General features: G+C 67.3%; 19 protein-coding genes. 13 read left to right on the forward strand and 6 right to left on the reverse strand.

Features of this window, described 5'->3' with window-relative positions; all coding sequences use genetic code 11:
* Positions 1–100: 100 nt before the first annotated feature.
* Positions 101–1,936 (reverse strand): S53 family peptidase, encoded by a 1,836-nt coding sequence (locus HWX22_RS11135; RefSeq protein ID WP_175915633.1) that lies wholly within the window; start codon positions 1,934–1,936, stop codon positions 101–103.
* A gap of 327 nt (positions 1,937–2,263) precedes the next feature.
* Between HWX22_RS11135 and HWX22_RS11140 the strand changes: the two genes are divergently transcribed.
* Positions 2,264–2,425: a hypothetical protein gene (locus HWX22_RS11140; protein ID WP_175915634.1), complete on the forward strand. Its 162-nt coding sequence runs from the start codon at positions 2,264–2,266 to the stop codon at positions 2,423–2,425.
* A 369-nt stretch (positions 2,426–2,794) separates the two neighbouring features.
* Here the strand turns inward: HWX22_RS11140 and HWX22_RS11145 are convergent, their stop codons facing one another.
* Together HWX22_RS11145 and HWX22_RS11150 are read right to left on the reverse strand one after the other, a co-directional pair.
* Positions 2,795–5,266: a mechanosensitive ion channel domain-containing protein gene (locus tag HWX22_RS11145; RefSeq protein ID WP_175915635.1), complete on the reverse strand. Its 2,472-nt coding sequence runs from the start codon at positions 5,264–5,266 to the stop codon at positions 2,795–2,797.
* A gap of 288 nt (positions 5,267–5,554) precedes the next feature.
* Positions 5,555–6,514 carry an LLM class oxidoreductase gene (locus HWX22_RS11150; RefSeq protein ID WP_175915636.1) on the reverse strand — a complete coding sequence of 320 codons (960 nt, stop codon included), beginning with the start codon at positions 6,512–6,514 and terminating at the stop codon, positions 5,555–5,557.
* 1,154 nt (positions 6,515–7,668) lie between these two features.
* On the opposite strand from HWX22_RS11150, the gene HWX22_RS11155 reads away from it, so the two are divergent.
* The 4 genes from HWX22_RS11155 (at position 7,669) to HWX22_RS11170 (ending at position 11,258) form a co-directional block, all read left to right on the forward strand.
* Positions 7,669–8,565 (forward strand): NAD-dependent protein deacetylase, encoded by an 897-nt coding sequence (locus tag HWX22_RS11155; protein ID WP_175915637.1) that lies wholly within the window; start codon positions 7,669–7,671, stop codon positions 8,563–8,565.
* On the forward strand, positions 8,562–9,203 hold the full coding sequence (locus tag HWX22_RS11160; RefSeq protein WP_175915638.1) for a DUF938 domain-containing protein: 642 nt from the start codon (positions 8,562–8,564) through the stop codon (positions 9,201–9,203). Before HWX22_RS11155 ends, HWX22_RS11160 begins: the two co-directional genes overlap by 4 nt.
* A gap of 97 nt (positions 9,204–9,300) precedes the next feature.
* Positions 9,301–10,713 (forward strand): NADP-dependent phosphogluconate dehydrogenase, encoded by a 1,413-nt coding sequence (gene gndA / locus HWX22_RS11165; RefSeq protein ID WP_175915639.1) that lies wholly within the window; start codon positions 9,301–9,303, stop codon positions 10,711–10,713.
* 200 nt (positions 10,714–10,913) lie between these two features.
* Complete coding sequence (locus tag HWX22_RS11170; RefSeq protein ID WP_175915640.1) at positions 10,914–11,258, forward strand: DUF4148 domain-containing protein; 345 nt, start codon at positions 10,914–10,916, stop codon at positions 11,256–11,258.
* 115 nt (positions 11,259–11,373) lie between these two features.
* On the opposite strand, the gene HWX22_RS11175 is transcribed toward HWX22_RS11170, so the two are convergent.
* A complete protein-coding gene (locus HWX22_RS11175) occupies positions 11,374–11,694 on the reverse strand; it encodes a hypothetical protein (protein ID WP_175915641.1) in 321 nt (106 codons plus the stop codon).
* Positions 11,695–12,120: 426 nt separating this feature from the next.
* Here HWX22_RS11175 and HWX22_RS11180 point away from each other — a divergent pair, with 426 nt between their 5' ends.
* Positions 12,121–12,855, forward strand: a complete 735-nt coding sequence (locus HWX22_RS11180; protein ID WP_175906482.1) for a peptidoglycan DD-metalloendopeptidase family protein — start codon at positions 12,121–12,123, stop codon at positions 12,853–12,855.
* Positions 12,856–12,903: 48 nt separating this feature from the next.
* Here the strand turns inward: HWX22_RS11180 and HWX22_RS11185 are convergent, their stop codons facing one another.
* The gene (locus HWX22_RS11185; protein ID WP_244135215.1) at positions 12,904–13,542 is read right to left on the reverse strand and encodes a Pr6Pr family membrane protein; all 639 of its coding nucleotides are present in this window, start codon (positions 13,540–13,542) and stop codon (positions 12,904–12,906) included.
* Positions 13,543–13,774: 232 nt separating this feature from the next.
* Here HWX22_RS11185 and HWX22_RS11190 point away from each other — a divergent pair, with 232 nt between their 5' ends.
* From HWX22_RS11190 to HWX22_RS11210, 5 genes are all read left to right on the forward strand, one after another.
* Entirely contained in the window at positions 13,775–14,311 is a 537-nt protein-coding gene (locus tag HWX22_RS11190) for a cytochrome b (protein WP_059818778.1), read from the forward strand.
* A gap of 155 nt (positions 14,312–14,466) precedes the next feature.
* Positions 14,467–14,835, forward strand: coding sequence for a DUF2946 domain-containing protein (locus HWX22_RS11195; protein WP_175915642.1), 369 nt, complete (start codon positions 14,467–14,469; stop codon positions 14,833–14,835).
* 83 nt (positions 14,836–14,918) lie between these two features.
* A complete protein-coding gene (locus tag HWX22_RS11200) occupies positions 14,919–17,051 on the forward strand; it encodes a TonB-dependent copper receptor (protein ID WP_175906476.1) in 2,133 nt (710 codons plus the stop codon).
* Between the two features lie 236 nt (positions 17,052–17,287).
* On the forward strand, positions 17,288–18,382 hold the full coding sequence (locus HWX22_RS11205; protein ID WP_175915643.1) for a triacylglycerol lipase: 1,095 nt from the start codon (positions 17,288–17,290) through the stop codon (positions 18,380–18,382).
* Between the two features lie 3 nt (positions 18,383–18,385).
* Positions 18,386–19,420: a lipase secretion chaperone gene (locus HWX22_RS11210; protein ID WP_175915644.1), complete on the forward strand. Its 1,035-nt coding sequence runs from the start codon at positions 18,386–18,388 to the stop codon at positions 19,418–19,420.
* A 9-nt stretch (positions 19,421–19,429) separates the two neighbouring features.
* On the opposite strand, the gene HWX22_RS11215 is transcribed toward HWX22_RS11210, so the two are convergent.
* Positions 19,430–20,953 carry a PLP-dependent aminotransferase family protein gene (locus HWX22_RS11215; protein WP_175915645.1) on the reverse strand — a complete coding sequence of 508 codons (1,524 nt, stop codon included), beginning with the start codon at positions 20,951–20,953 and terminating at the stop codon, positions 19,430–19,432.
* 107 nt (positions 20,954–21,060) lie between these two features.
* Here HWX22_RS11215 and HWX22_RS11220 point away from each other — a divergent pair, with 107 nt between their 5' ends.
* Both HWX22_RS11220 and HWX22_RS11225 read left to right on the forward strand, forming a co-directional pair.
* Complete coding sequence (locus tag HWX22_RS11220; RefSeq protein WP_059818783.1) at positions 21,061–22,152, forward strand: ABC transporter ATP-binding protein; 1,092 nt, start codon at positions 21,061–21,063, stop codon at positions 22,150–22,152.
* A gap of 79 nt (positions 22,153–22,231) precedes the next feature.
* On the forward strand, positions 22,232–23,278 hold the full coding sequence (locus HWX22_RS11225) for an ABC transporter substrate-binding protein (RefSeq protein ID WP_175915646.1): 1,047 nt from the start codon (positions 22,232–22,234) through the stop codon (positions 23,276–23,278).
* Positions 23,279–23,348: the final 70 nt, after the last annotated feature.

A 23,348-nucleotide genomic window follows, 5' to 3' on the forward strand; every position in this document is an offset into this window, starting at 1 on the left:
GCAGCGTCAATCTGGAGGCGCCGCGCGCAGCGGTGCAGATACGGCTCCGGGCGCGCGAAACGACCCGCGCCCGGAACCGCACCGCTCATTGCACGATCGATCAGCGCGCGAAATCTGACGTGCTCTGGATGAACGTGTTCAGCTTCGAGATGTTCACGCTGCCGAAGCCCGTCGTCGCGTCCCAGCCAGCCTTCGCCTTGTAGCCGTACGTGCCGCTGCCGTTGTTGCCGGACGTCACGTCGTGCACCAGCGCCGCATTGCTCGGGAAGTATTTGTAGATGCTCGACGCCGGGAAGCCGAGCGCGTTGTTGTTGGCCGATTGCAGTCGCGCCCAGATGCCGGTGAAGATCGGCGCGGCGAGGCTCGTGCCGCCTTCGTTGTTCAGGTACCCGGAGCCCCACAGCGTGTCGGACGTCTGGCCGTTCACCACGAGGATCGCGCCGGTGCGCAGGTCGGCGTCGAAGCCGACGTCCGGCAGTGCGCGCTTGGTCGACCCGGTGAGGCTCGACGATTGCCACGACGGCGCGGCTTCGTACTTGCTATAGCCGCCGCCCGTGGACCATACGGTGCCCGGCTGCCAGCTCGGATCGTTCCACACGATTTCACTGTTGTATGCGTTGGTCGACGTGTTGGTGAACAGCGTCGTGCCGCCCACCGCGATCACGTACGGCGACGTCGCGGGCTCGCTCACCGTGTAGGTCGAGCGCGACGGCGAGCCGCTCGCGCATTCGTACGCACCGTGGTCGCCGGCCGATACGGAGAAGGTCTGACCTTGCGCGACGGCCTGCTTGAAGATGGTGTCGTCGGTCGCCTGGGAGCCGGTGCTGTACGCGGACGATTCGCACACGCCGAGCGACACGTTGATGACCTTCGCGACATTGTCGCTCACCGCCTTGTTGTACGCGGCGGTGATCGCGGTGAGCGTCATCGACGGCGCCACGTAGAACACGACCTGCTTCACGCTGCCGCCGGCGGCGCCGACGATCGACTGGCTGTCGAGGTTCCATTCGACGGTGCCGGATGTATCGGTGTACGAACTGCCTGATGGGCCCGTCGGCACGACGCTGCTGCTGATCGTGCCGAGGCCGTTGTTGGCGGCGAACGTGTTGAGGTCGCTGACCGTCTGCGACAGATCGCCTTCGGAGATGATGCCGACGGTGGTTTGCGAGGCCGTCGGCGTGCCGTCGCCGCCGTAGAGCGACGAGAATTCCGTCGGGTAGTGCGGCACCGCGGATGCGCCTGCCGGAATCGTCAGGTTGCTGGTGTTGCCTTGCGGCTTGCTGCCCGCGCCGGTATGCATGAGTTCAACGTTCTGCAGGCCCAGCACGGCACCGACGATGCTGGAGATTGCATTCGGCACCTGTGCGGCATCGGTGTTCGCGTAGACGTTGCGGCCGTTGCGCGTGAAGCGCTTGAGTGTCGTGCGGAACGCCGATTTGACCGTTGCCGCGGTGCCCGACGCGGACACGAGCAGGCGGTTCGGCGCGACCACGATGTTGACGAAGCCGGCCTGGCGCAGGTGCGCGACGACGGAGGCGACCTGCTGGTCGGTCGGCGCGTATTGCGCGGCGAACTGTGCCGACGTGAGGAACTGCTTGTAGTGCGGTGAGCCGGGCGTATGCAGGTCGTGCAGGTATTGATCGAGTTGCGCCTCGTTGCGCAGGTTTAGTCCGAGCACGATGTCGACGGATTCGCCGGGCGCCATCTCGGTGGCAGCCGCGGCAGCGGCGGCGGTGCTGGCCGCCGGCGCACCGGCGGTACTGCTGCTTTCACCTTGCTGGACGAGCGGCAGGAATCCCTTGGTGCGCGTTTCCGTCCAGCCGGCGGCCGGTGCGGCATGGACGGCCGTCATGCCGAACGAAGCGGCTGCTGCGGCGGCGAAGGCGAGCTTGACGATGCGGATGTGCTTTTGTTTCTTGTTTGCAACCTGATTCATTTTGAATTACCCCTCCGGTTGAACATCGAACTGCACGAACAACAACGGTCGACAGCGGCGCGGATCGTGCGCCGCCGCTATCCGTCGCGCTCGCGCGGATAGCGCGGACGCGACGGGGCCTTTCGCCCGACCCGGACGGGTGATGATCCTCCGGGGGCGAAATGCTGGAAAGCTCGGTAATGAAGGCACTGGGCCGCGACGAGGACCGGCCGCGCCAGCAGGCCTGATGCAGGCGGGATGGCTAGAGCAACAGCTTCGGTGTCCTGCTCATCTGGTTCGGTCCTTCGGACTGCTGCCGGATGGCGGCTGCCCAATGAGTGCATCGGGATGTTGCATGCGCCAACGGAAGAAGCGATTGTCGGCGGCGAGAGCTTCGGTGCGGCGGAAACGAGATGCGTCGAGCGGGAACGATTGCGTGGTTTGCAATTCGTCGGATTGCTTGAATCGGACGGTATCAAGAACGAAAGTTCGATGTCAAACTTTTTCTGATTATATGAAACAAAGTTAAATGGAATAAGTTGAAATGTTTTTGAAAAATCAGGGGGTATTTTGTAATTTTCAAACCCGAAACCGGATGCAATTTCAGATCTGTCGGCCGAATAATTCGCGATTCGATTCGTAATGAACGAACGGTATTCGAGAAATCATTCGAATCTCCCGCGGTCGTCTTCGATTGGGATGGTTGTGACCGTGAAGTTGGCGAGCGGGTGGCCGACGCGAAGTGGGCAGCGCTGGCGAACGCGGCGAAGCGCGTTCAGCGCGCGATGAAAACCGCCGCGCGTTGAGCACGGCTATCGGTCGTTCAATAGCACAGGCACGGCACGATACGCGGTGGCCGAGCCCGCGGCATCCGCACGATCAGTCCGGCTTGCGGTCTGGTGAAGCGGGCGGCGGCGGTTGCTCCGCGGCCGGCGTGCCGGCGGTAGGGGCGCCGTTCGCATCGTTCTCGGGCGCCACGGGCCGCGAACCGTCGTCATACGCGACGAGGCTGCGCTGCGGATTCGCGATCCGGATTCCGCGTTCGTGGAACAGCACCGCGATACGCCGGTTGAATTCGCGCTGCACGCCCCAGCGTGCCGAGTCCTTGCACTGGATCTGTCCGGCCAGCGCAATCGTCGCGCCGTCGACCTGGTCGATGCCCCAGTAGCTGAAATCCGACAGGATGCCGTCCTTGTAATTCGGATCGTCGCGCAACGCGGCGCCGATCTCCTTCAGTGTCGCGATCGCCCGATCGATGTCCTGGCCGTATGCGATGCTGACCTTGACGGCTGCGTTGCCGAGCCCGCGATTCGTGTTGTTGACGGTCGTCACCGAGCTGAACGGGATCGTATACAGCGACCCGTCGCCCGCGCGCAGTCGCACCGTGCGGATCGACAGATATTCGACCGTGCCGGACACGCCGGCAAGCGTGACCCAGTCGCCCACCTGCATCGCGTTCTCCATCAGCAGGAAGATGCCGGTGATGAAATCCTGCACGAGCTTCTGCGAGCCGAAGCCGAGCGCGACGCCGAAGATGCTGGCGCCGGCGAGCAGCGGCCCGATGTTCACGCCGATTTCGCTGAGGCCCGTCAGCACGACGACGAGCGCGATCATGATGAACAGCAGCGAACGCAGCATCGGCAGCAGCGTGCGCAACCGCGCCGCGCGCACGAGGTTGCCCTCGCGCGTCCACTGCTGCAGGCGGCGCTCGATCGCGATGTTCGCGGCTTCCCACACGATCAGCGCGATGACGGCCGCGATCGCGATCGTGATCAGCGCCGACGCGAGCCGATGGCCGATCGTGCCGGTCTGGAACGCGTGGAAGATCGGCACGCCCCAGATCTGCAGCAGCAGCACGACGGTCACGACGGCGATCGCCGCCGACACGATCTGGCGCACCAGCGGGTAGTAGCGGTAAGCGTGCAGGTGGACCAGCGTGCGATCGTCGTCGCGGCGCTGGAACACTCGAGCGAGCGCACCGAACACGACGATCGACACGATTCGCATGCCGATCATCGCGGCGATCGAGCGGCCGCCGAGCGCGATCAGCACGCGGTAGCCGTTGTGGACGTCGAGCGCCCACACAAACCACAGCGCCATCACGACGAACACCGACACGGGCGCCCACGCATCGGCGAGCGCGTTGCCGATCATCGCGAAGGCCGGCCGATCGTCGCCGGCCGCGCGGATGCGGGCGGCGACCGGCTGGCGGCACCGGAGAATCAGCGCCGAGATCATCAAGTGGCCGACGAGCGCGACCGCTTTCAGCAGCGCGACGTGACCGGCGTCGCTGAGGCCGAAGCTCGCGGCGATCTCGACCGCGGCCGTGCAGACGCCGACGACGATCGCGATCCGCGCGATCGAGCGCTGCGCGATCGCGGCCCATGCATCGCTGACGTGCAGCAGTCGCAATTGCCGCGCATCGGGCTGGAAGAACAGCCGGCTGACGATCGTCACGAGACGGCAGATCACATAGATGTCGATCAACGATTCGAGCGCGGTTTCGGTTGGCGTGCCGGCGCCGTCGAGCACCGACATCGTCAGGCTCGCGATACCGACGAACACCAGCAGCGGCACCACGCGCAGCGCGAGGCTGACCAGCGCGCGCGGCATCCGGCGCAGCAGCGTGGTGTGGCGCCGCGCATGGCCGCGGCCTTGCGACGACGTATCGGGCGCGGCGGTGCCTTCGGCGCTGGCGCTGGCGTCGGCGTCGGCGCTGGCGTCGGCGTCGGCCGGCGCTGACGCCCTGGAATCGTCCGCCTCGGCGGGTTCGGGCTCGGCCCGACGCGACGATTCGGCCCGACGCGTGCCCAGGGCAGCAAGCGCGCGCCGCAGCAGCCGCTTCGCGAACCATTCGACGACGAACGCGGGCACGAGCACGGCGAGGATGACCAGGAGCGCGCGCGTGAGGACCGCACGTTCGTCGGCGCGCACCAGCCGCTCGTGCCACCAGCTGCCGACGGAGCCGACATCGAGCAGCGAGCGCAGCGATTCGTTCAGCGCGCCGCCGATTTCGCCGGCCCAGCGTGCTCCCTGCCGGACGAGCATCGACGCGAGGCCGTTTGTCGTGAGCGCGGCGGTGGCGGCCGATGCCGCGCTGGCCGGTGCCGCGGCGCTCGCCGGAAGCACGGGCGTGCTCAGCACGCCGACGGCCGCGATCGCGCGCAACGTCGTTTCGACCTGTTCGCGCTCGCGCGGATTTTGCAGGACGGAGAGGGCGCGCTGCGCCTGTTGCGGCGTCAGTGTCGGCGCCGCGCCGGAGGCGGCCGACGCGGCGGCTGGTGCAGGGGTAGCCGCGTGAGCGATCGATACGACGGCGGCGAGCAGCCAGCCGAGCAGGAAATGTCGCATGGGTTGGCATGCGGGCGCACATCGAAATGTGGCCCGCCGGTCTGGACGATGGACGGAAGTTAACATGATCGCGAACGGACCCGAATAGTTCCGTCGACGAGTATTCGAATCGGGCATGCGGCAGGCGGCGCGGCTTGTTTTCGCGTGCCGGCGGTGTTCGCGAGCCCTTGTTCGCGCACGTCGACTCTTGTGACGGTCAGGCCAGGAACGAAACGTGCTCCCGGGCACATCGATTCGGTGCAAACCACGACTGCTGCTACCTGCAGCGAACTCCGGACTCCTGATGAATCAACCCTGCTCGTCGTGAAAGATCGGCAGCACGTGCTCGGCGATTTCCTCGATGACCTCGCGCACGGGCCGGTCCGAGCCCGGATTCAGCGTGACGTGGTGCGTGCCGGCTGCGCGCATGTCCCGCAAGATGCCGATCAACGCGTTCCGTCCGGTCGCGTAGCCGAGCGACAGCGCGCGGGCCGGCGCATCGCGATTCGCATCGAGATCGAGCCGCATCGACACGCCGAACGCGCGGAAGCCCGGTTGCGCGAGCCGGTCGACGGCCGTGCGCCACATCGAATAACGAGAACGCTGCGTGTCCGGATCGCGGTGGTACGTCATCCAGCCGATCGCGTTCCGTGCGATCCAGTCGACACTCTGTCCGCCCGAGCCGACCGCGAGCATCGGCACCGAGGCGTCGCCGCGCGGCAGCAGCGTGAAGTCGGGCGCGTCGGGCGGTGTTTCGTCGGGCAGCACGCGGGACGGCACGCCGAGCGCGGCCGCGACGATGTCCCAATGCCGGCGATACCGATCGCGCCGCGTTTCCGCATCGACGCCGAACGCCGCATATTCGGGCGGCCGGTCGCCGGAACCGAGGCCGAGGACGAAGCGTCCGCCGGACAGCGTCGCGACCGACAGCGCGCCCTTCGCGATATGCAGCGGATGACGCAGCGGCAGCACGATCGCGCCGCTGGCGAGCACGATCCGGCGCGTGCGCGACGCGAGCGCGCCGAGCAGCACCCACGGATCGAGGTGCCCGACCGGGTCGGGATAGTCGGCGCTGTTCAGCGGAACGTCGCGAACCCACAGTGCGCGAAAGCCGAGCGAATCGGCCAGCGCCGCGAGTTCGAGCTGCTCGTTGAAATCGGCGACGGTCCGGCCGCCGCGCAGCAGCGGCAGCGTCAGGCCGATCGACAGCCGCTCGGGCGAGAAGACGCGTTGCGCGACGTCGGCGCGGCCGGAGGCGGGCAGGGGCATGTCCATTCCTTGAAGACGGGGCGAAGCGGGCGCGCCGTACGGTGTTCGCATGCTAACGTGTTTGCGCGACGCTTGCGACGCGCCGCGAGCGATGCACGGCGGCATCGTCAGTTCCGGCATGATCGGCGCCTTCGGTCATCGGGCAGTCAATCTGCACGAACGCACTGCGGACGACGCCCGGGGCGCGTCGGCAGCCGGGACGCACGCATGTTCGACCTGCGCGTTCGATCCCGCATGCGTGGTCAGGAGCAGGCGATTGTAAGCAGATCGTCGGCGTCGTTCACGTGCAAACGCCTCGCCGGCGCACACGTCACATTCCTGCAACATTGGCGTCGCGTCCATCCGCCGGTCGCGCACGCCGCTTCCCGTCGTTTCACTTTCGAAACGTTCACGTATTTCTGTCGCCGCACGATCTGCATCGGGGTCACTTCACCGGCCGCGCGGCCTTGCGCCGCGAAGCATGGTGCGCTCCTTGCATGTCTGTGTGCGCCGTGAGCGCGATCGCCGGCGCGGTAAAGGGCCGGCCATCGCTTCAGTGGGTCGGACGCATCGAAGACGGGGACAAGAGAATGAGAACAGACCGAATCGCAACGTGTCGTGTTGCAAACATGAATCGCCGACCTGCCCGTGAATTCGCTTTGCCGCTGATCGCGGTGACATGAGCGTGCGGCCTTTCGTTCCATCCGAACAATTCGGGTTCGTTCCGAACGACGACGTGCATGCATGACGCACGAGGCCGACCGGTGCCGGTCGGCCGTCGGGGATGAACCGCCCGTGCACGCAGATGGGCAATCATGAGTTCCGGATCGTCATGCCGGCGCGCGAAACGCACGCGTGCCGAGCGCGACGCATGCGTGTGCCTGCCGCACGCGGTGCCGCGTGGCGATCCGCCCGACATCAGGAAATCGAAGGTGTAGTCCAGGGGAAAGGTCCGCCGGCCGCGCCGCGGTGGATCTGACGACATTGTGCTGTCAGTTGATCCACTACCCCGATGGATCAATTGTTGGAGCGCCCATCGCCTTGTGGTCGATGGGCGTCTTTTTTTGCCGCGCCGGTGTCGCGCGGGTCGCCGGCCCGATCGCGCGGCGTTCTGTATCATGTGCTGGCGCGCTGGCCGCACGGTTTGCCACCGCGCCCGATCACGCGCCGCCAACATGAACGACATCGCCTTGCCCACCCCCTCATCCGCCAGCATCGATCCGGCCGCGCTCGATGCGCTGCACGCGTTCGTCGAGCGCCATCCGCGGCTGCTCGTGCTGACCGGTGCGGGCATCAGCACGGATTCCGGCATTCCCGGCTATCGCGACCGCAACGGTCAATGGATGCGCTCGCCGCCGATCCAGCTCCACGAATTCCTCGGTTCCGACACCGCGCGCCGCCGCTACTGGGCGCGCAGCATGATCGGCTGGCCCGTGGTGGGCCGTGCGCAGCCGAACCGCTCGCACGTCGCGCTCGCGCGGCTCGGCGGCACCGGCCGGATCGAGCGCCTTGTCACGCAGAACGTCGACGGGCTGCACCAGCGTGCCGGCAGCGGCGACGTGATCGAACTGCACGGCGGCATCAACGGCGTCACATGCCTCGATTGCGGCGCGCATCACGCGCGCGCGACGATCCAGACCTTGCTCGAAACGGACAACCCCGAGCTGCTCGGTGCGCAGGCGGAACCCGCCGCCGACGGTGACGCGCACCTCGAATGGGCCGCGCTCGACACGTTCCGCATTCCGGCCTGCCCGGCCTGCGGCGGGTTGCTGAAGCCGGCTGTGGTGTTCTTCGGCGAGAACGTGCCGCGCGAACGCGTCGCGCTGGCGTCGCAGGCACTCGATGCGGCCGATGCGCTGCTCGTCGTCGGCTCGTCGCTGATGGTGTATTCCGGCTACCGGTTCTGCGTGTGGGCCCAGGCGCAGAACAAGCCCGTTGCCGCGCTGAACCTCGGTCATACGCGCGCCGATCCGATGCTGACGCTGAAGGTCGAGGCGCGTTGCGCGCCCGCGCTCGATGCGCTGAACGTGCGGCTGGGCGTCGCCGGCGACGCGCCGGAGCACGCATCGTGACCGGGCCGACGTCCTCGCCCGATCCGTCCGCGCGGCTGTCGGCGCCGGCGGCCGAGCGTAATCGCGAGCCGATCCTCGAGGTGCTGCGTCGCGTGCTGCCGGCCAGCGGCGACGTGCTCGAGATCGCGAGCGGCACCGGGCAGCATGCGGTCCATTTCGCGCGGGCGCTGCCGGCGCTGCGCTGGCAGCCGAGCGATCCCGACGCGCACGCGCGCCGCTCGATCGCCGCGTGGGTCGCGCATGCCGGCCTCGCGAACCTGGCCGAGCCGCTGGCGTTCGACGTGCGCGACGCGTCGTGGCCGGCCGCGGCATTCGACGCGATCGTCTGCATCAACATGATCCACATCTCGCCGTGGGCCTGCACCGACGCACTGTTCGCCGGCGCGTCGCGCGTGCTGCGTCCGGGCGGCGTGCTGTTTCTGTACGGCCCGTACCGTCGCGAAGGCCGGCACACCGCGCCGTCCAACGAAGCGTTCGACCAGCAGTTGCGCAGCCGCGACTCGTCGTGGGGCGTGCGCGATCTCGAGGCGGTCGTCGCGCTCGGCCTCGACCGCGGGCTCGACTGCATCGAGGTCGTCGAGATGCCGGCGAACAACCTGAGCGTCGTGTTCCGGCGCCTGCCGCACGCGGAGCAATGACACGCAACTGCGCATCGCAGCCGGGTTTCCACTATCCTTTCGCCTGTGCGCGCGGCCCGGTTCGGGTCGCGCCCTGTTTTTTCCGGAGAATTGACTAATGGGCAAACAAGCAATCGGTGTGATCGGGCTGGCGGTGATGGGCCGCAATCTCGCACTCAATATCGAGAGCCGCGGTTACGCGGTGTCGGTGTACAACCGCAGCCGCGAGAAAACCGACGAACTGATCGCCGAATTCCCCGGCCGTAATCTGGTACCGACCTATACGCTCGAAGAGTTCGTCGCGTCGCTCGAGACGCCGCGCCGGATCCTGATGATGGTGAAGGCCGGCGAAGCGACCGATGCGACGATCGCATCGCTCAAGCCGCTGCTCGAGAAGGGCGACGTGCTGATCGACGGCGGGAATACGCATTTCACGGACACGATCCGCCGCAACCAGGAACTCGCGCAATCGGGCCTGCATTTCATCGGCACCGGCGTGTCGGGCGGCGAAGAGGGCGCGCTGCGCGGCCCGTCGATCATGCCCGGCGGCCAGCGCGACGCGTACGACCTGGTCGAGCCGATCCTCAAGCAGATCGCCGCGAAGGCCCCGTCGGACGGCGAGCCGTGTGTCGCATACATGGGGCCGGACGGTGCGGGCCATTACGTGAAGATGGTCCACAACGGCATCGAATACGGCGACATGCAGCTGATCGCCGAAAGCTATGCCGTGCTGAAGGACGTCGCGGGCCTGACCAACGACGAACTCGGTGTGGTGTACACCGAGTGGAACCAAGGCGAGCTCGACAGCTACCTGATCGAGATCACGTCGAAGATCTTCGGCAAGAAGGACGAAGAAACCGGCAAGCACCTCGTCGACGTGATCCTCGATCGCGCCGCGCAGAAGGGCACCGGCAAGTGGACGAGCCAGAACGCGCTGGATCTGGGCGTGCCGCTGCCGCTGATCACCGAGTCGGTGTTCGCACGCGTGCTGTCGTCGCTGAAGACCGAGCGCGTCGCGGCCAGCAAGATCCTGTCGGGCCCGGCCGCCGCGCCGTTCGACGGCGATCGCGCCGCGTTCGTCGAAGCGGTGCGCCGCGCGCTGTACCTGAGCAAGGTGATCTCGTACGCGCAGGGCTTCGCGCAACTGCGCACGGCGTCCGAAGAGTATGGCTGGAACCTCGATCTCGGGACGATCGCGAAGATCTTCCGCGCGGGCTGCATCATCCGCGCGCGCTTCCTGCAGAAGATCACGGACGCGTACGCGAAGGATCCCGCGCTCGCGAACCTGCTGCTCGACCCGTACTTCAAGGACATCGCCGCGAATTACCAGACGGCGCTGCGCGACGTCGTGGTGGCCGCGGTGAAGGCAGGCGTGCCGGTGCCGGCGTTCGCGTCGGCGGTCGCGTACTTCGACAGCTACCGTTCCGAGCGGCTGCCGGCGAACCTTGTGCAGGCGCAGCGCGACTTCTTCGGCGCGCATACGTTCGAGCGTACCGACAAGCCGGGCAGCTTCCACGCGAACTGGTCGTAACCGGCGGGCGAGGATGGCATTGTTGCGAAATTCTATTCTTTGAGTAGGGTTTTTCGTTCCCGGATGCCGGAATTGTTGGCTTCGAGGAAACAGTGTTTTCGTTCTTTCATGGTTTTCCCTAGGTGATCTCGGGACTAAACTTTGTTCCATCGCTGCAGACATGGTGTGTGCGGCGGAGCAAAAAAATCCCGGAGGTAATCATGAAATCGCTGATCGCAACGTTCGCTGCTGCTGCTGTCCTCGCTGTTCCCGCCGTCTCGTTCGCCCAACAGAACGCCCCCGTCACCCGTGCGCAGGTGAAGGCCGAACTGGCCCAGCTGCAACAGGCCGGCTACAAACTGGGCAGCGACCGTACCGACTACCCGGCAGGCATCCAGGCAGCCGAAGCCCGCGTGAACCCGCAACAAAACGTGGCCGCTGCCGATACGAGCGGCTACGGTGCGCAACCGGTCGCCCAGCAGGAATCGGGCGCTCCGGCGGTCGCCAAGACCGGCTGGCAGGTCAAGCGCGTGTCGGATGGCGCACCGGTCTACAAGGGTCGTTAATCGGCATCGATCACCGGGCCGCACGTGCGGCCTGATGTGACCCCACGCAGTACCCGCAGCCCGTCGTTCCGCATCACGGAACGACGGGCTGTTTTCATTGGGGGCGCCCGCCGCGTCAATGCAGCGGCCGCGGCCCGCGGCCGATGTCCCGGAACAGCGCGTCGGCCGGTTCCAGCGCCTGGAGCCAGGCCTCGTCGTAGCCGCTCAGCGTGTCGAGCGCGTCGCGCAGTCGCTCGATCGCGAGTGCCGGCAGCTCGACGCTGTGCCGCGTGGCGCCGCTCAGGTGTGCGACGCTCGCCAGCTGGACGAGTGCGTCCGCGGCTTCGGCGACGTCCGTTGCGAACAGCAGGTGCCGGTTGAGCAGTTCGACGAGGCCGCTGGAACCGGCGAAATCCTCGGCGTTGAGTTGCACGGACAGAAACGTCGCATTGTTCATGGTTTTCTCCTCGTTATCGCTGGAACCTGCGGTGCACCTCCGAGTATAGGAGGCGGCCGGAGGCGCGGTGGAGGTTGTCGGCGAGACACGGCTGGCGGCTGCGGAACGGCGGCCTGAAGCCGCTCCGGACACCCCACGCGATGCGGCTCGCGGCCCGCCGACACGCGTCTGCGAGACCGCAAGATTGTTGCCGGATCGGGCGCCTGTCGCGGTCCTGACCACGACAGATGGTATCTTTGACGGCCGGGACGACGCGAAAATGGCGCGAAAAAGGGGCCGGTGAGCCCGTTCGCGCCGACGTCCCGCTGTGGAAACTGACGGCCGCGAGAGCGGTCGGATACTGGTTGGTCCGGCCTCTGGCCGGACATCGTGCGCCGCACGCCGGAGGGCGGTGGGCGGCGCAACGACGCAAATCCGGGAGAACCCTTGAGAAAAACGATTCCGATCCACGATGCGCTTGCGCGCTGGTTGCCTCAGGCGGCGCTCGTCGTCGCGGCCGCCGCGCTGACGGGCTGTACGATGACGCCGTGGACCGACAGCTGGCAGCCGGTACGACCGTCGACGCCGGCGTCGGTCGCCACGCCGGGCGTGATCGCCGGCTATTACCGCGTGAATCCGGGCGACACGCTTGCCGGCGTCGCCGCCGCCTACGGGCAGCGCGTGCAGGACGTGGCCAGCTGGAACCACATGTCGCCGAATGACGCCGTGTCGCCCGGCCAGGTGCTGCGCGTCGCGCCGCCGCCTGCCGCGACCTCGCTCGGGCAGGCGCCCGCCGCGGCCGCGCAACCGGGCTCGCTGGCCTGGCCGGCCACGGGCATGGTCGCCGCGCCATTCCTGGCCGGCAAGACGCGCGGCATCGTGATCGCCGCGACCGGGCCCGACCGTTCGGTGCGGGCCGCGGCAAACGGGCGAGTGGTCTACGCCGGGTCCGGCGTCAAGGCATACGGCCCGCTGGTGATCCTGAAGCACGACAACGGGCTCATCACGGCCTACGGGCACAACGGCAAGCTGCTCGTCAACGAAGGCGATGCGGTGCGCGCGGGCCAGCCGGTCGCCGAGATGGGCACCGACGCGAGCGGTCGCGCGACGTTCGACTTCGAAGTCCGGCAGAACGGCAAGGTCGTCGATCCGATGAACTTCCTGCCGCGCAACGGCGGCTGACGTGCTGCGTCAAGGCGTGTGCGCCGCGCGGCGCACACGTTCCCGTCTTCACCCTTCCTTGAGCTCCGCGGTGCCGGACTGCCTCGCATGATTGCCGAGCCAGCGAATGCCCAGCGCGAGTCCCGCCGCGCCGAGCGCGATGAGCGAACACTGGATCGCGACCGGCACGTACCCGTGCGGCCGCGGATCGACGAACGGATAGGGATACCAGTTCTCCAGCGCGCCGCGCACGAGCGTATAGCCAAGATAGACGACCGGAAAGCCGAGCCACGCGAACGCGCTGCGCCACGCGATCGGCGAGCGCGGTTCCACGTACAGCCAGTCGCACAGCACCACGAGCGGCACGATCCGGTGCAGGACCCAGTTGTTGAGGGCCGGCGTGACGTGGCGCAACGCATCGAGCCGCGCGAGCAGTAGTTCGTAGACGATCGCTGTGATCAGCACGTAGAGCACGGCGGCGCCGCGCATCGATTCGTAGCGCGCCGAGCCGGGACGCGTGACACGCGACAGCCCCACGACCAGCATGGCCGCGGCATAGAGGCTGCTCAGTTGCGTGAAGTAGCTGAAGTAGTCGCCGAGATGGAAGGCAGGCATGCCCCAGTAGCCGGCGACGCTGTGCAGCGTGGTCGACACCGCGAGCAACGCGGCGATCAGCCGGTAGGCCGCAACGAAGAACGCTTTGCTCATGATGCCCGCGCAACGTCGCACCAAAGCTTCATCCTGCCACAGCGGCGGGCACGCGCGATTCGGACTTTCCATATGGCGGGCCAGTGGACGGGCCGCACGGATTCCTCGGATATTTGATCCGGCCGGACAACGCCGGTCGCGCGTGAGGCTACAATCGGGGCAACCGCCGGGGCGCCGTCAGCCGCGGCATGTGGCGGCCCCGCATACCACACGAGAAATTACGAGACACAGCATGAAAAACATCCTCGCGAAACAGACGCGTTACAGCTCACCCGCGATCTTCTTCCACTGGGCCATCTTCCTGCTGGTGGCGCTGGCCTACCTGGCCATCGAGATTCGCGGCCCGAAAGGCAGCGACAGTCGCGTGTTCTGGATGAACGTGCACTTGCTGGCAGGTACCTTCGTGCTCGTGCTGTCGGTGCTGCGCGTGCTGTGGCGCATGATCAGCCGCGTGCCGGACGCCATTCCGCAGACGACGCTGCTCAAGTGGCTGTCGAAGCTCGCGCATTTCGCGCTGTATGTATTCATCATCGCGCAGCCGCTGCTTGGCATCATGCTCGTCAATATGGGCGGCAAGCCCGTGTCGCTCGACTGGATCGGCGTGTCGTTCACGCTGTTCGGCCCGGACAAGGCGCTGCGGCCGACGATCAAGGAAGCGCACGAACTGATCGGTAACGCGTTCTACTTCGTGATCGGCCTGCATGCGCTGGCCGCGCTTTACCATCACTTCATCCGGCGCGACGACGTGCTGCGACGCATGGCACCGTGATGGCCGCGCGCTGAAGCCGCGCAGCAGCCGGGGGCGCATGGTTGTATCGACAACCATGCGCCCCGGTTCGTTTACCACGATGCGCGACTGGCCATCGCGGCGAACATTCTGTAACATCTCGGCTGCTTTTACATTCCGCTTACGCATCGCCGCGCATGCTGCACCGACATCGTCACCTGACCGCCTGGCTCGGCGTGTTCGCGATCTGGCTCGCGATCGCGGCGCCGCTGGTGTCGCAGTGGCGCATCGCGCAGGCGGCCGCCCCCGACTCAATCGTCTGTAGTGCAGAGCATGGCGCACACCGCGCGCCCGATGCGGGCCGCGCGCACGACCATGCACTGCATCTCGATGCGTGCGGCTATTGCGGCTTCTTCGCGCACAGTCCCGCGATCGGCGGCGCGGCCGCCGCATCGTTCGCCTTCGTCCCCCCTGATGCCGTTTCCGCCGCCGCGCCGCATGCGGTCGCGGCACGCGCCGACTGCTATCCGCGCGCGTACCCACGCGCACCGCCCGAGCGCGCCTGACGCGCTGTCTTCCGTTCCATTCATCGCCGATATCCGTGCGGTCCGTCGAGGCCGCGTGGAGGGCGTCACTCGGGCTTTCGACCATGACCATTCTTTCCTTGCGCGCGCCGAGGGCGGCGCGCCATTCCCGTGCGAGGCGCGTGCCGCGCATGCTGAAACTCACCGTTCCCGCGCTGGCCGTCGGCGCGATGGCCGCCGCCGCGGCCGCGACCGAATCCGCGCAGGCCGCCGGTGCGCCGACGGACGACGCGGCCGTGCTGCTGCCGCCCGTCGAAGTCGTAGCGTCGCCGCTGACGACGCCGCTCGTCGTCGTCACGGATCCGAAGACGCCGCGCCAGCCGCTGCCGGCGAGCGACGGTGCCGACTACCTGAAGACGATTCCCGGCTTCACGTCGATCCGCAGCGGCGGGACCAACGGCGACCCCGTGCTGCGCGGGATGTTCGGGTCGCGGCTGAACATCCTCGCGAACGGGATGCCGACGCTCGGCGCGTGCCCGAACCGGATGGATGCGCCGACCTCGTACATCGCGCCGGAAAGCTATGACAAGGTCACCGTCGTGAAGGGCCCGCAGACGGTGCTGTACGGCCCCGGCGCATCGGCCGGCACCGTGCTGTTCGAACGCGTGACGCCGCGCTTCGAGCGGCCCGGCATGCGCTTCGACGGCAGCGTGGTCGGCGGATCGTTCGGCCGCAACGATCAGAACGTCGACGTGACGGCCGGCACGCCGGACGTCTACGGCCGCGTGATCGCGAACCATGCGCATGCGCAGGACTACGAGGACGGCAACGGCAACACCGTGCCGTCGCAATGGGACAAGTGGAACGCTGACGCGGCGCTGGGCTGGACGCCCGACGATCACACGCGCGTCGAACTGACGGCGGGCACCGGTGACGGTTATGCGCGCTACGCGGGGCGCGGGATGGACGGCGCGCATTTCCGCCGCGAGACGTTCGGCCTGTCGTTCGACAAGCGGCATCTCGGCGACGTGCTCGACCGGATCGAAGCGCGCGTGTACTACAACGAAGCCGACCACGTGATGGACAACTACACGCTGCGGCAACCCGATCCGACCAGCAGCATGCCGATGCGAATGGCATCCGAGGTGCGGCGCCGCACGCTTGGTGCGCGGGCGGCCGCGACGTTCCGATTCGGCGACGATTTCAAGCTCGTGACCGGCGTCGATGCGCAGTCGAACCGGCTCGACGCCCGCTCGGCGATGGGGCGACAGAACTACGGCGACCAGCCGTGGGATGCGCAGGCGACGATGTGGAACGCCGGCGCGTTCGGCGAGCTGACGTGGTATGCGAGCGATGCGTCGCGCGTGATCGGCGGCGCGCGGGTCGACTACGCGAGCGCGCGCGACAAGCGTGCGACGACGCGCGGGATGATGTCGAGCAAGCCGAACCCGACCTTCGACGACGATCGCGCGCGCGTGCTGCCGAGCGGCTTCGTGCGGTACGAGCGCGATCTCGCCGCGCTACCGGTCACATGGTACGCGGGGATCGGCCACGCGGAACGCTATCCGGACTACTGGGAGCTGTTCTCCGCGAAGCGCGGGCCGGCCGGTTCGATCAACGCGTTCTCGGCGATGCAGCCGGAGAAGACCACGCAGCTCGACATCGGCGCGCAGTACAAGAGCGACCGGTTCGATGCGTGGGTGTCGGCCTACGCGGGATATGTGCAGGACTACATCCTGTTCAACTACGCGGCCGGGATGATGGGTCCGACCACGCAGGCGACCAACGTCAACGCGCAGATCATGGGCGGCGAAGCCGGCGTGTCGTGGCGGCCGGTCGCACCGCTGCGCGTCGAGACGTCGCTCGCGTATGCGTGGGGGCGCAACGCGACGAGCGGCGATCCGCTGCCGCAGATGCCGCCGCTCGAGGCGCGCTTCGGGCTCGAATACACGCGCGGCGCATGGTCGGCCGGCGGCCTGTGGCGGGTCGTTGCACCGCAGCATCGCTATGCCCTGAACGAAGGCAACGTGGTCGGCAAGGACTTCGGTCCGAGCGCTGGATTCGGCGTGCTGTCGTTGCATGTGCAGTACAACGTCAGCAAGAAGGTGCAGATCTCGGTCGGCATCGACAACGTGCTGAACAAGGCCTACACCGAGCATCTGAACCTCGCCGGCAATGCGGGCTTCGGCTATCCGGCGAACGCGCCGGTGATGGAGCCGGGGCGCACGGCATGGGTGCGTGTGAGTGCGAAGCTGTAACGCGCGGCGCGCGTGTGCGATGCAGCATGCGCACGCGTGAATGCAGCCCCGCCCGAATGGGCGGGTCGCGTCAACCGATTAGAGAACCGTATCTAGTCAGGGCGCAAACGTTCGCGACTCGTGATTCACTCCTGTACTCGACGCACACGTTGCCCGCGACCGTCCCGTTCGCGACCTGCCGTGCGCGTCGATCCGATCTCATTCGCACCGGCAGCACAATAATCAGGAGAACATACATGGCCAGATCGATGCGTTCCAGGGTGGTGGCAGGGGCAGTGGCTTGCACGATGAGCGTCGCGCCGTTCGCGGGGACGACCGCGCTGATGACGCTCGCAACGACGCACGCGGCGATGGCGGCAACCGCGCCGGCGGACGACTACGCGGCGACGCGTTATCCGATCATCCTCGTGCACGGGCTCACCGGCACCGACAAGTACGCGGGCGTGCTCGAGTACTGGTACGGCATCCAGGAGGACCTGCAGCAGCATGGCGCGACCGTCTACGTCGCGAACCTGTCGGGGTTCCAGAGCGACGACGGGCCGAACGGGCGCGGCGAACAACTGCTCGCTTACGTAAAGACGGTGCTCGCAGCGACCGGGGCGACCAAGGTGAACCTGGTCGGTCACAGCCAGGGCGGCCTCACGTCGCGCTACGTCGCGGCCGTCGCGCCCGATCTCGTCGCGTCGGTGACGACGATCGGCACGCCGCATCGCGGCTCGGAGTTCGCCGACTTCGTGCAGGGCGTGCTCGCTTACGATCCGACCGGATTGTCGTCGTCGGTGATCGCGGCGTTCGCCAATGTGTTCGGTATCCTGACGAGCAGCAGCAACAACGCCAACCAGGACGCGCTCGCCGCACTGAAGACGCTGACGACTTCCCAGGCCGCCACGTACAACCAGAATTACCCGAGCGCGGGCCTCGGCGCGCCGGGCAGCTGCCAGACGGGTGCGCCGACGGAAACCGTCGGTGGCAATACGCACCTGCTGTATTCGTGGGCCGGCACGGCGATCCAGCCGACCGTCTCCGCGTTCGGCGTGACAGGCGCGACGGACACCAGCACGATTCCGTTGATCGACCCGGCGAACGCGCTGGACCTGTCGACGCTTGCGTTGTTCGGCACGGGCACGGTGATGATCAATCGCGCCTCGGGCCAGAACGACGGGCTCGTGTCGAAGTGCAGTGCGCTGTACGGGAAGGTGCTGAGCACGAGCTACAAGTGGAACCATCTCGACGAGATCAACCAGTTGCTCGGCGTGCGCGGCGCGAATGCGGAAGATCCGGTCGCGGTGATCCGCACGCATGCGAACCGGCTGAAGCTCGCGGGCGTGTGATCGATGACGGCACGTGAAGGACGCGCGCCGCTCGCGCGGCGCGTAGCGGTCTATGGCGCGGTGGGGCTGGCGGCGATTGCCGGCGTCGCGATCTGGAGCGGCACGGCATCGCATCGCGGCGCCGACGCGACGCATGCGGCGGCCGATGCGGCAGTGCTCGGCGGTACGCGTGTCGCACCGCCGCAGGCCGCATTACCCGCGAGCGCGGGCCTGCCGCCGCCGCTCGCCGGTTCCAGTGCGCCGAGGCTGCCGCTCGATGCCGGCGGCCATCTCGCGAAGGCGCGGGCCGTGCGCGATTTCTTCGACTACTGCCTGACCGCGCGCAGCGACCTGAACGCGGCGGCGCTCGATGCGCTCGTCGTGCGCGAGATCGCCGCACAGCTCGACGGCACGGCGGCGCAACCCGAGGCGCTCGACGTCTGGCATCGATATCGCGCGTATCTCGACGCGCTGGCGAAGCTGCCGGAGGCGGGCGCGGTCGACAAGTCCGATCTCAGTGCGCTGCAGCTCGCGCTCGATCAGCGCGCGTCGATCGCGTCGCGCACGCTCGGCGATTGGAGCCAGCCGTTCTTCGGCTCGGAGCAGTGGCGGCAACGCTACGATCTCGCGCGCCTGAAGATTGCGCAGGACCGCACGCTGACGGATGCGCAGAAGGCGGAGCGGCTCGCGGCGCTCGCGCAGCAGATGCCCGCCGACGAACGCGCGGCACAGCAGAAGGCCGATCGGCAGCAGGCCGCGATCGACCAGATCGCGCAGTTGCAGAAGAGCGGGGCGACGTCGGACGCAATGCGCGCGCAATTGACGCAGACACTTGGCCCGGAAGCCGCCGCGCGCGTCGCGCAGATGCAGGAGGACGACGCATCGTGGCAGAGCCGCTACGCCGACTATGCGGCGCAGCGCGCGCAGATCGGCGCGGCCGGATTGTCGCCGCAGGATCGCGACGCGCAGATCGCCGCGCTGCGGCAGCGCATGTTCACGAAGCCCGGCGAAGCGATGCGCGCGGCGTCGCTCGACCGCGGAACGGCTGCCGCGCAGTGACGCACACGGTCATGCCGCGCGCGTGAAGTGCCGCGGCAGATGCTGTTCGATGGTGGCCGCGAGCGTGTCGAACGCGGGGCCAATGCCTTCGTGCGCGACGCACGCATAGCCGAGCAGCAGCCCGCGCCGCGCGGTGTCGAGGTTGCTGTAGTAGCTGGTCAGCGGACGCACGATCACCCCCGCGTCGAATGCGCTTTGCGTGACCGCGCGATCGTCGCACGTGTCGGGCAGGCCGAGCACCAGATGCAGGCCGGCCTCGTCGCCCATCACGGGCAGCGCGTCGCCGAAGCGCGCGTGGATCGCATCGATCAGCAATTGCCGGCGCTCGCCGTACAGCGTGCGCATTCGCCTGACGTGCGAAGTCAGGTGCCCGTCCATGATGAATTCGGCGAGCACGGCCTGCTGCATCAGCTGGCCCTCGCGATACAGTTCCGACAACCCGGTGCGGAACGTGTCGACAAGATGCTCCGGCACGACCATGTAGCCCATCCGCAGGCCCGGGAACAGCATCTTGCCGAGGCTGCCGACGTAGATCACGCGGCCGCCGTCGTCGAGCCCCTGCAGCGACGCAAGCGGGCGGCTGCCGTAGCGGAATTCGCTGTCGTAGTCGTCCTCGATGATCCAGCAGCGGTGCTGGCGCGCGTACTCGAGCAGCATCCGGCGCCGTGCAAGGCTCATCACCATTCCGAGCGGATATTGGTGCGACGGCGTGACGAGCACGAGCCGCGGCGGATGCTGCATGTCGCTCGCGCTCGGATCGATGCCTTCCTGGTCGACCGGCACCGGCGTGAGCGCGAGGCCGGTCGCCTGCAGCACGCTGCGCACGCCCCAGTAGCACGGCTCCTCGACCCACGCGCGATCGCCGATGTCGGACAGCAACCGCACCGCGAGGTCGATCGACTGGTGGATGCCGGTCGTGATGATCACCTGGTCCGGCGAGCATTTGACCGAGCGCGCGACGCGCAGGTAGTCGGCGAGCGCACGGCGCAGCGGCCGGTAGCCGCCGCCGGGCGCATAGGTCAGCAACTCGGGATTCGCTTCCTTCCACAGGCGCGCCTGCAGGCGGCTCCAGGTGCGGCTCGGGAATTCCGATACGTCGGGCACGCCCGGCATGAACGCGCCCCACTGGCGCCGCGACACGCCCGCATGCTCGATCAACTGCCGGCCACGCATCGACAGGTCGCCTTGTGCGTCCTGCTGCGCCGCCGCACCGGCGTCGGACGGCGGCGGCGCGGCGCCCGGCACGCGGATCGCGGCCGCGTCCGGGCGCGTGTCGGCCACATAGGTGCCGCTGCCGGTCGTCGTCAGCACATAGCCTTCGGCCGTCAACTGGTCGTACACGTGCAGCACGGTATTGCGCGCGATCGACAGATCTGCCGCGAGGGTGCGCGAACTGGGCAGCTTCGTCCCTGGCCCTAATTCCCCGGTAAGAATGGCTTGCTGCATCAGTTGCAGCAACTGCCGATACATCGGCTCGGACGAGCTGCGGTCGAGACGGGCGGAGAGCCAGTCGGCCAGGATCACGGTATCCAAAGTGGTCCTACTAGGAATATTGAAATGGTTCCCTATTGTAGAACCGTACGCACCGTATAGTGGGCCCATCTCAAAAACGTTTGTCGCGCAGCAAGGGGACAGCCACGATGAAGTCCGATGATGTGATCGTCAGCTTTCGCGGCGTGCGGAAGACCTATGACGGCGAGACGCTGGTCGTCAAATCGCTCGACCTCGACATCCACCGAGGGGAATTCCTGACGCTGCTCGGGCCGTCCGGCTCGGGCAAGACCACCTGCCTGATGATGCTGGCGGGCTTCGAGTTTCCGACGGGCGGCGAGATCCGCCTCGACGGCGAACTGCTGAACACCGTGCCGCCGCACAAGCGCAACATCGGCATGGTGTTCCAGAACTACGCGCTGTTTCCGCACCTGACCGTCGAGCAGAACGTCGCGTATCCGCTGTCGGTGCGCAAGCTGCCGCCGGCCGAGCGCGCGGAGCGCGTCGCGCATGCGCTGAAGATGGTGCAGATGGAGCGTTTCGCGAAACGCTATCCGGCGCAGTTGTCGGGCGGCCAGCAGCAGCGCATCGCGCTCGCGCGGGCGCTCGTGTTCGAGCCCAAGCTCGTGCTGATGGACGAGCCGCTCGGCGCGCTCGACAAGCAGTTGCGCGAACACATGCAGTACGAATTGAAGGCGCTGCACGAGAAGCTCGGCGTGACCTTCGTCTACGTGACGCACGACCAGGGCGAGGCGCTGACGATGTCCGATCGCGTCGCGGTGTTCGACAAGGGCATCGTGCAGCAGCTCGATACCGTCGACCGCCTGTACGAATCGCCGTGCAACGAATTCGTCGCGAACTTCATCGGCGACAGCAACCGGCTGCGCGGCACCATCGCGCGCGTCGACGGCGAATTCTGCGAATTCCGCCTCGACGACGGCACGCAGCTCGTCGGTCGCCGCATCGGCGACGCGGCCGAAGGCGCGCCGGCCGTCGCATGCATCCGGCCCGAACGCATGAGCCTCGCGAACGGCCACGCGAACGGCACCGCCAACCGCGTGAACGGCGAGGCGCGCAGTCTCATCTATTTCGGCGATCACGTGCGCATGCGCTGCGCGCTGCCGGGCCAGGACGAATGCTTCGTGAAGGTGCCGCTCGGCACGGGCGCGCTCGACGCGTTCTCGCCCGGCGCGCCGGTATCGCTCGCATTCGCGCCCGAGCATCTGCGCGTATTCGCCTGACGCAGGGTTTTCCCGCTTTTATCGCAGCACGTCGTCAACAACAACTGCCCACTTCCACCACGAGAGGAGAGGAACCATCATGAACGGAGCAAGCTCTACCGCGCGTCGCACCGCGCTCGCACTGGCGCTCGCCGTCGTCGGCGCATCGGCCTCGGCGGCCGAACTCACGGTCGTCAACTTCGGCGGCGCGAACGGCGACGCGCAAAAGGCCGCATTCAACCAGCCGTTCGAGAAGGCGACCGGCAACAAGGTCACGGCCGTCGAGTACAACGGCGAGCAGGCGAAAGTGAAGGCGATGGTCGAGGCGAAGCACGTCAACTGGGACGTGGTCGAAGTCGAATCGGGCGACCTGAACCGCGGCTGCGATGAAGGGCTGTACGAAAAGCTCGACTGGTCGAAGATCGCGAAGAAGTCCGACCTGATTCCCGAATCGCCGCAGGTGTGCGGCGTCGGCTTCTTCGTGTGGTCGACCGCGCTGTCGTACAACGCGGACAAGCTGAAGACCGCGCCGACCGGCTGGGCCGATTTCTGGAACGTGAAGAAATTCCCCGGCAAGCGCGGCATGCGCAAGGGTGCGCGCTACAACCTCGAGTTCGCGCTGATGGCCGACGGCGTCGCGACGAAGGACGTGTACAAGGTGCTCGGCACGAAGGCCGGCCAGGACCGCGCGTTCAAGAAGCTCGACGAGCTGAAGCCGTACATCCAGTGGTGGGAAGCGGGCGCGCAGCCGCCGCAGTTCCTGGTGGCCGGCGACGTCGTGATGTCGACCGCGTACAACGGCCGTATCGATGCCGCGCAGAAGGAAGGCAAGAACCTGAAGGTCGTGTGGAACGGCAGCATCTACGACCTCGACTACTGGGCGATTCCGAAGGGCTCGCCGAACAAGGCGCTGGCCGAGCAGTACATCGCGTACACGCTGACGCCGAAGCCGCAGCAAGGGTATGCGCAGCACATCGCGTACGGCCCCACGAACATCTCGGCGATCAAGTCGCTCGACGCGAAGACGCTCGCGAACCTGCCGAACTCGCCGGCCAACGGCAAGAACGCGGTGCTGGAGGACATCGGCTTCTGGACCGACCACAGCGACGAGCTCGAGCAGCGTTTCGCCGCGTGGGCGACGAAGTAACCGCTACTCAGGTGTCCTGATGAAACCTGCCGCGCGGCGCATCGACTGCGTCGCGCGGCATTCCGCCGGA

Origin of the sequence: Burkholderia sp. BCC1638, from assembly GCF_902833195.1 — a bacterium.
GTDB lineage: Bacteria > Pseudomonadota > Gammaproteobacteria > Burkholderiales > Burkholderiaceae > Burkholderia > Burkholderia diffusa.

Excerpts from the sequence above, each read along its gene's own strand:
- HWX22_RS11170 (WP_175915640.1), top strand. The coding sequence starts at position 10,914 with ATGAAATCGCTGATCGCAACGTTCGCTGCTGCTGCTGTCCTCGCTGTT.
- HWX22_RS11155 (WP_175915637.1), top strand. The coding sequence starts at position 7,669 with ATGAACGACATCGCCTTGCCCACCCCCTCATCCGCCAGCATCGATCCG.
- HWX22_RS11145 (WP_175915635.1), bottom strand. The coding sequence starts at position 5,266 with ATGCGACATTTCCTGCTCGGCTGGCTGCTCGCCGCCGTCGTATCGATC.
- HWX22_RS11150 (WP_175915636.1), bottom strand. The coding sequence starts at position 6,514 with ATGCCCCTGCCCGCCTCCGGCCGCGCCGACGTCGCGCAACGCGTCTTC.
- HWX22_RS11225 (WP_175915646.1), top strand. The coding sequence starts at position 22,232 with ATGAACGGAGCAAGCTCTACCGCGCGTCGCACCGCGCTCGCACTGGCG.
- HWX22_RS11140 (WP_175915634.1), top strand. The coding sequence starts at position 2,264 with ATGTTGCATGCGCCAACGGAAGAAGCGATTGTCGGCGGCGAGAGCTTC.
- HWX22_RS11135 (WP_175915633.1), bottom strand. The coding sequence starts at position 1,936 with ATGAATCAGGTTGCAAACAAGAAACAAAAGCACATCCGCATCGTCAAG.
- gndA (WP_175915639.1), top strand. The coding sequence starts at position 9,301 with ATGGGCAAACAAGCAATCGGTGTGATCGGGCTGGCGGTGATGGGCCGC.
- HWX22_RS11210 (WP_175915644.1), top strand. The coding sequence starts at position 18,386 with ATGACGGCACGTGAAGGACGCGCGCCGCTCGCGCGGCGCGTAGCGGTC.
- HWX22_RS11200 (WP_175906476.1), top strand. The coding sequence starts at position 14,919 with ATGACCATTCTTTCCTTGCGCGCGCCGAGGGCGGCGCGCCATTCCCGT.
- HWX22_RS11190 (WP_059818778.1), top strand. The coding sequence starts at position 13,775 with ATGAAAAACATCCTCGCGAAACAGACGCGTTACAGCTCACCCGCGATC.
- HWX22_RS11195 (WP_175915642.1), top strand. The coding sequence starts at position 14,467 with ATGCTGCACCGACATCGTCACCTGACCGCCTGGCTCGGCGTGTTCGCG.
- HWX22_RS11220 (WP_059818783.1), top strand. The coding sequence starts at position 21,061 with ATGAAGTCCGATGATGTGATCGTCAGCTTTCGCGGCGTGCGGAAGACC.
- HWX22_RS11175 (WP_175915641.1), bottom strand. The coding sequence starts at position 11,694 with ATGAACAATGCGACGTTTCTGTCCGTGCAACTCAACGCCGAGGATTTC.
- HWX22_RS11205 (WP_175915643.1), top strand. The coding sequence starts at position 17,288 with ATGGCCAGATCGATGCGTTCCAGGGTGGTGGCAGGGGCAGTGGCTTGC.
- HWX22_RS11185 (WP_244135215.1), bottom strand. The coding sequence starts at position 13,542 with ATGAGCAAAGCGTTCTTCGTTGCGGCCTACCGGCTGATCGCCGCGTTG.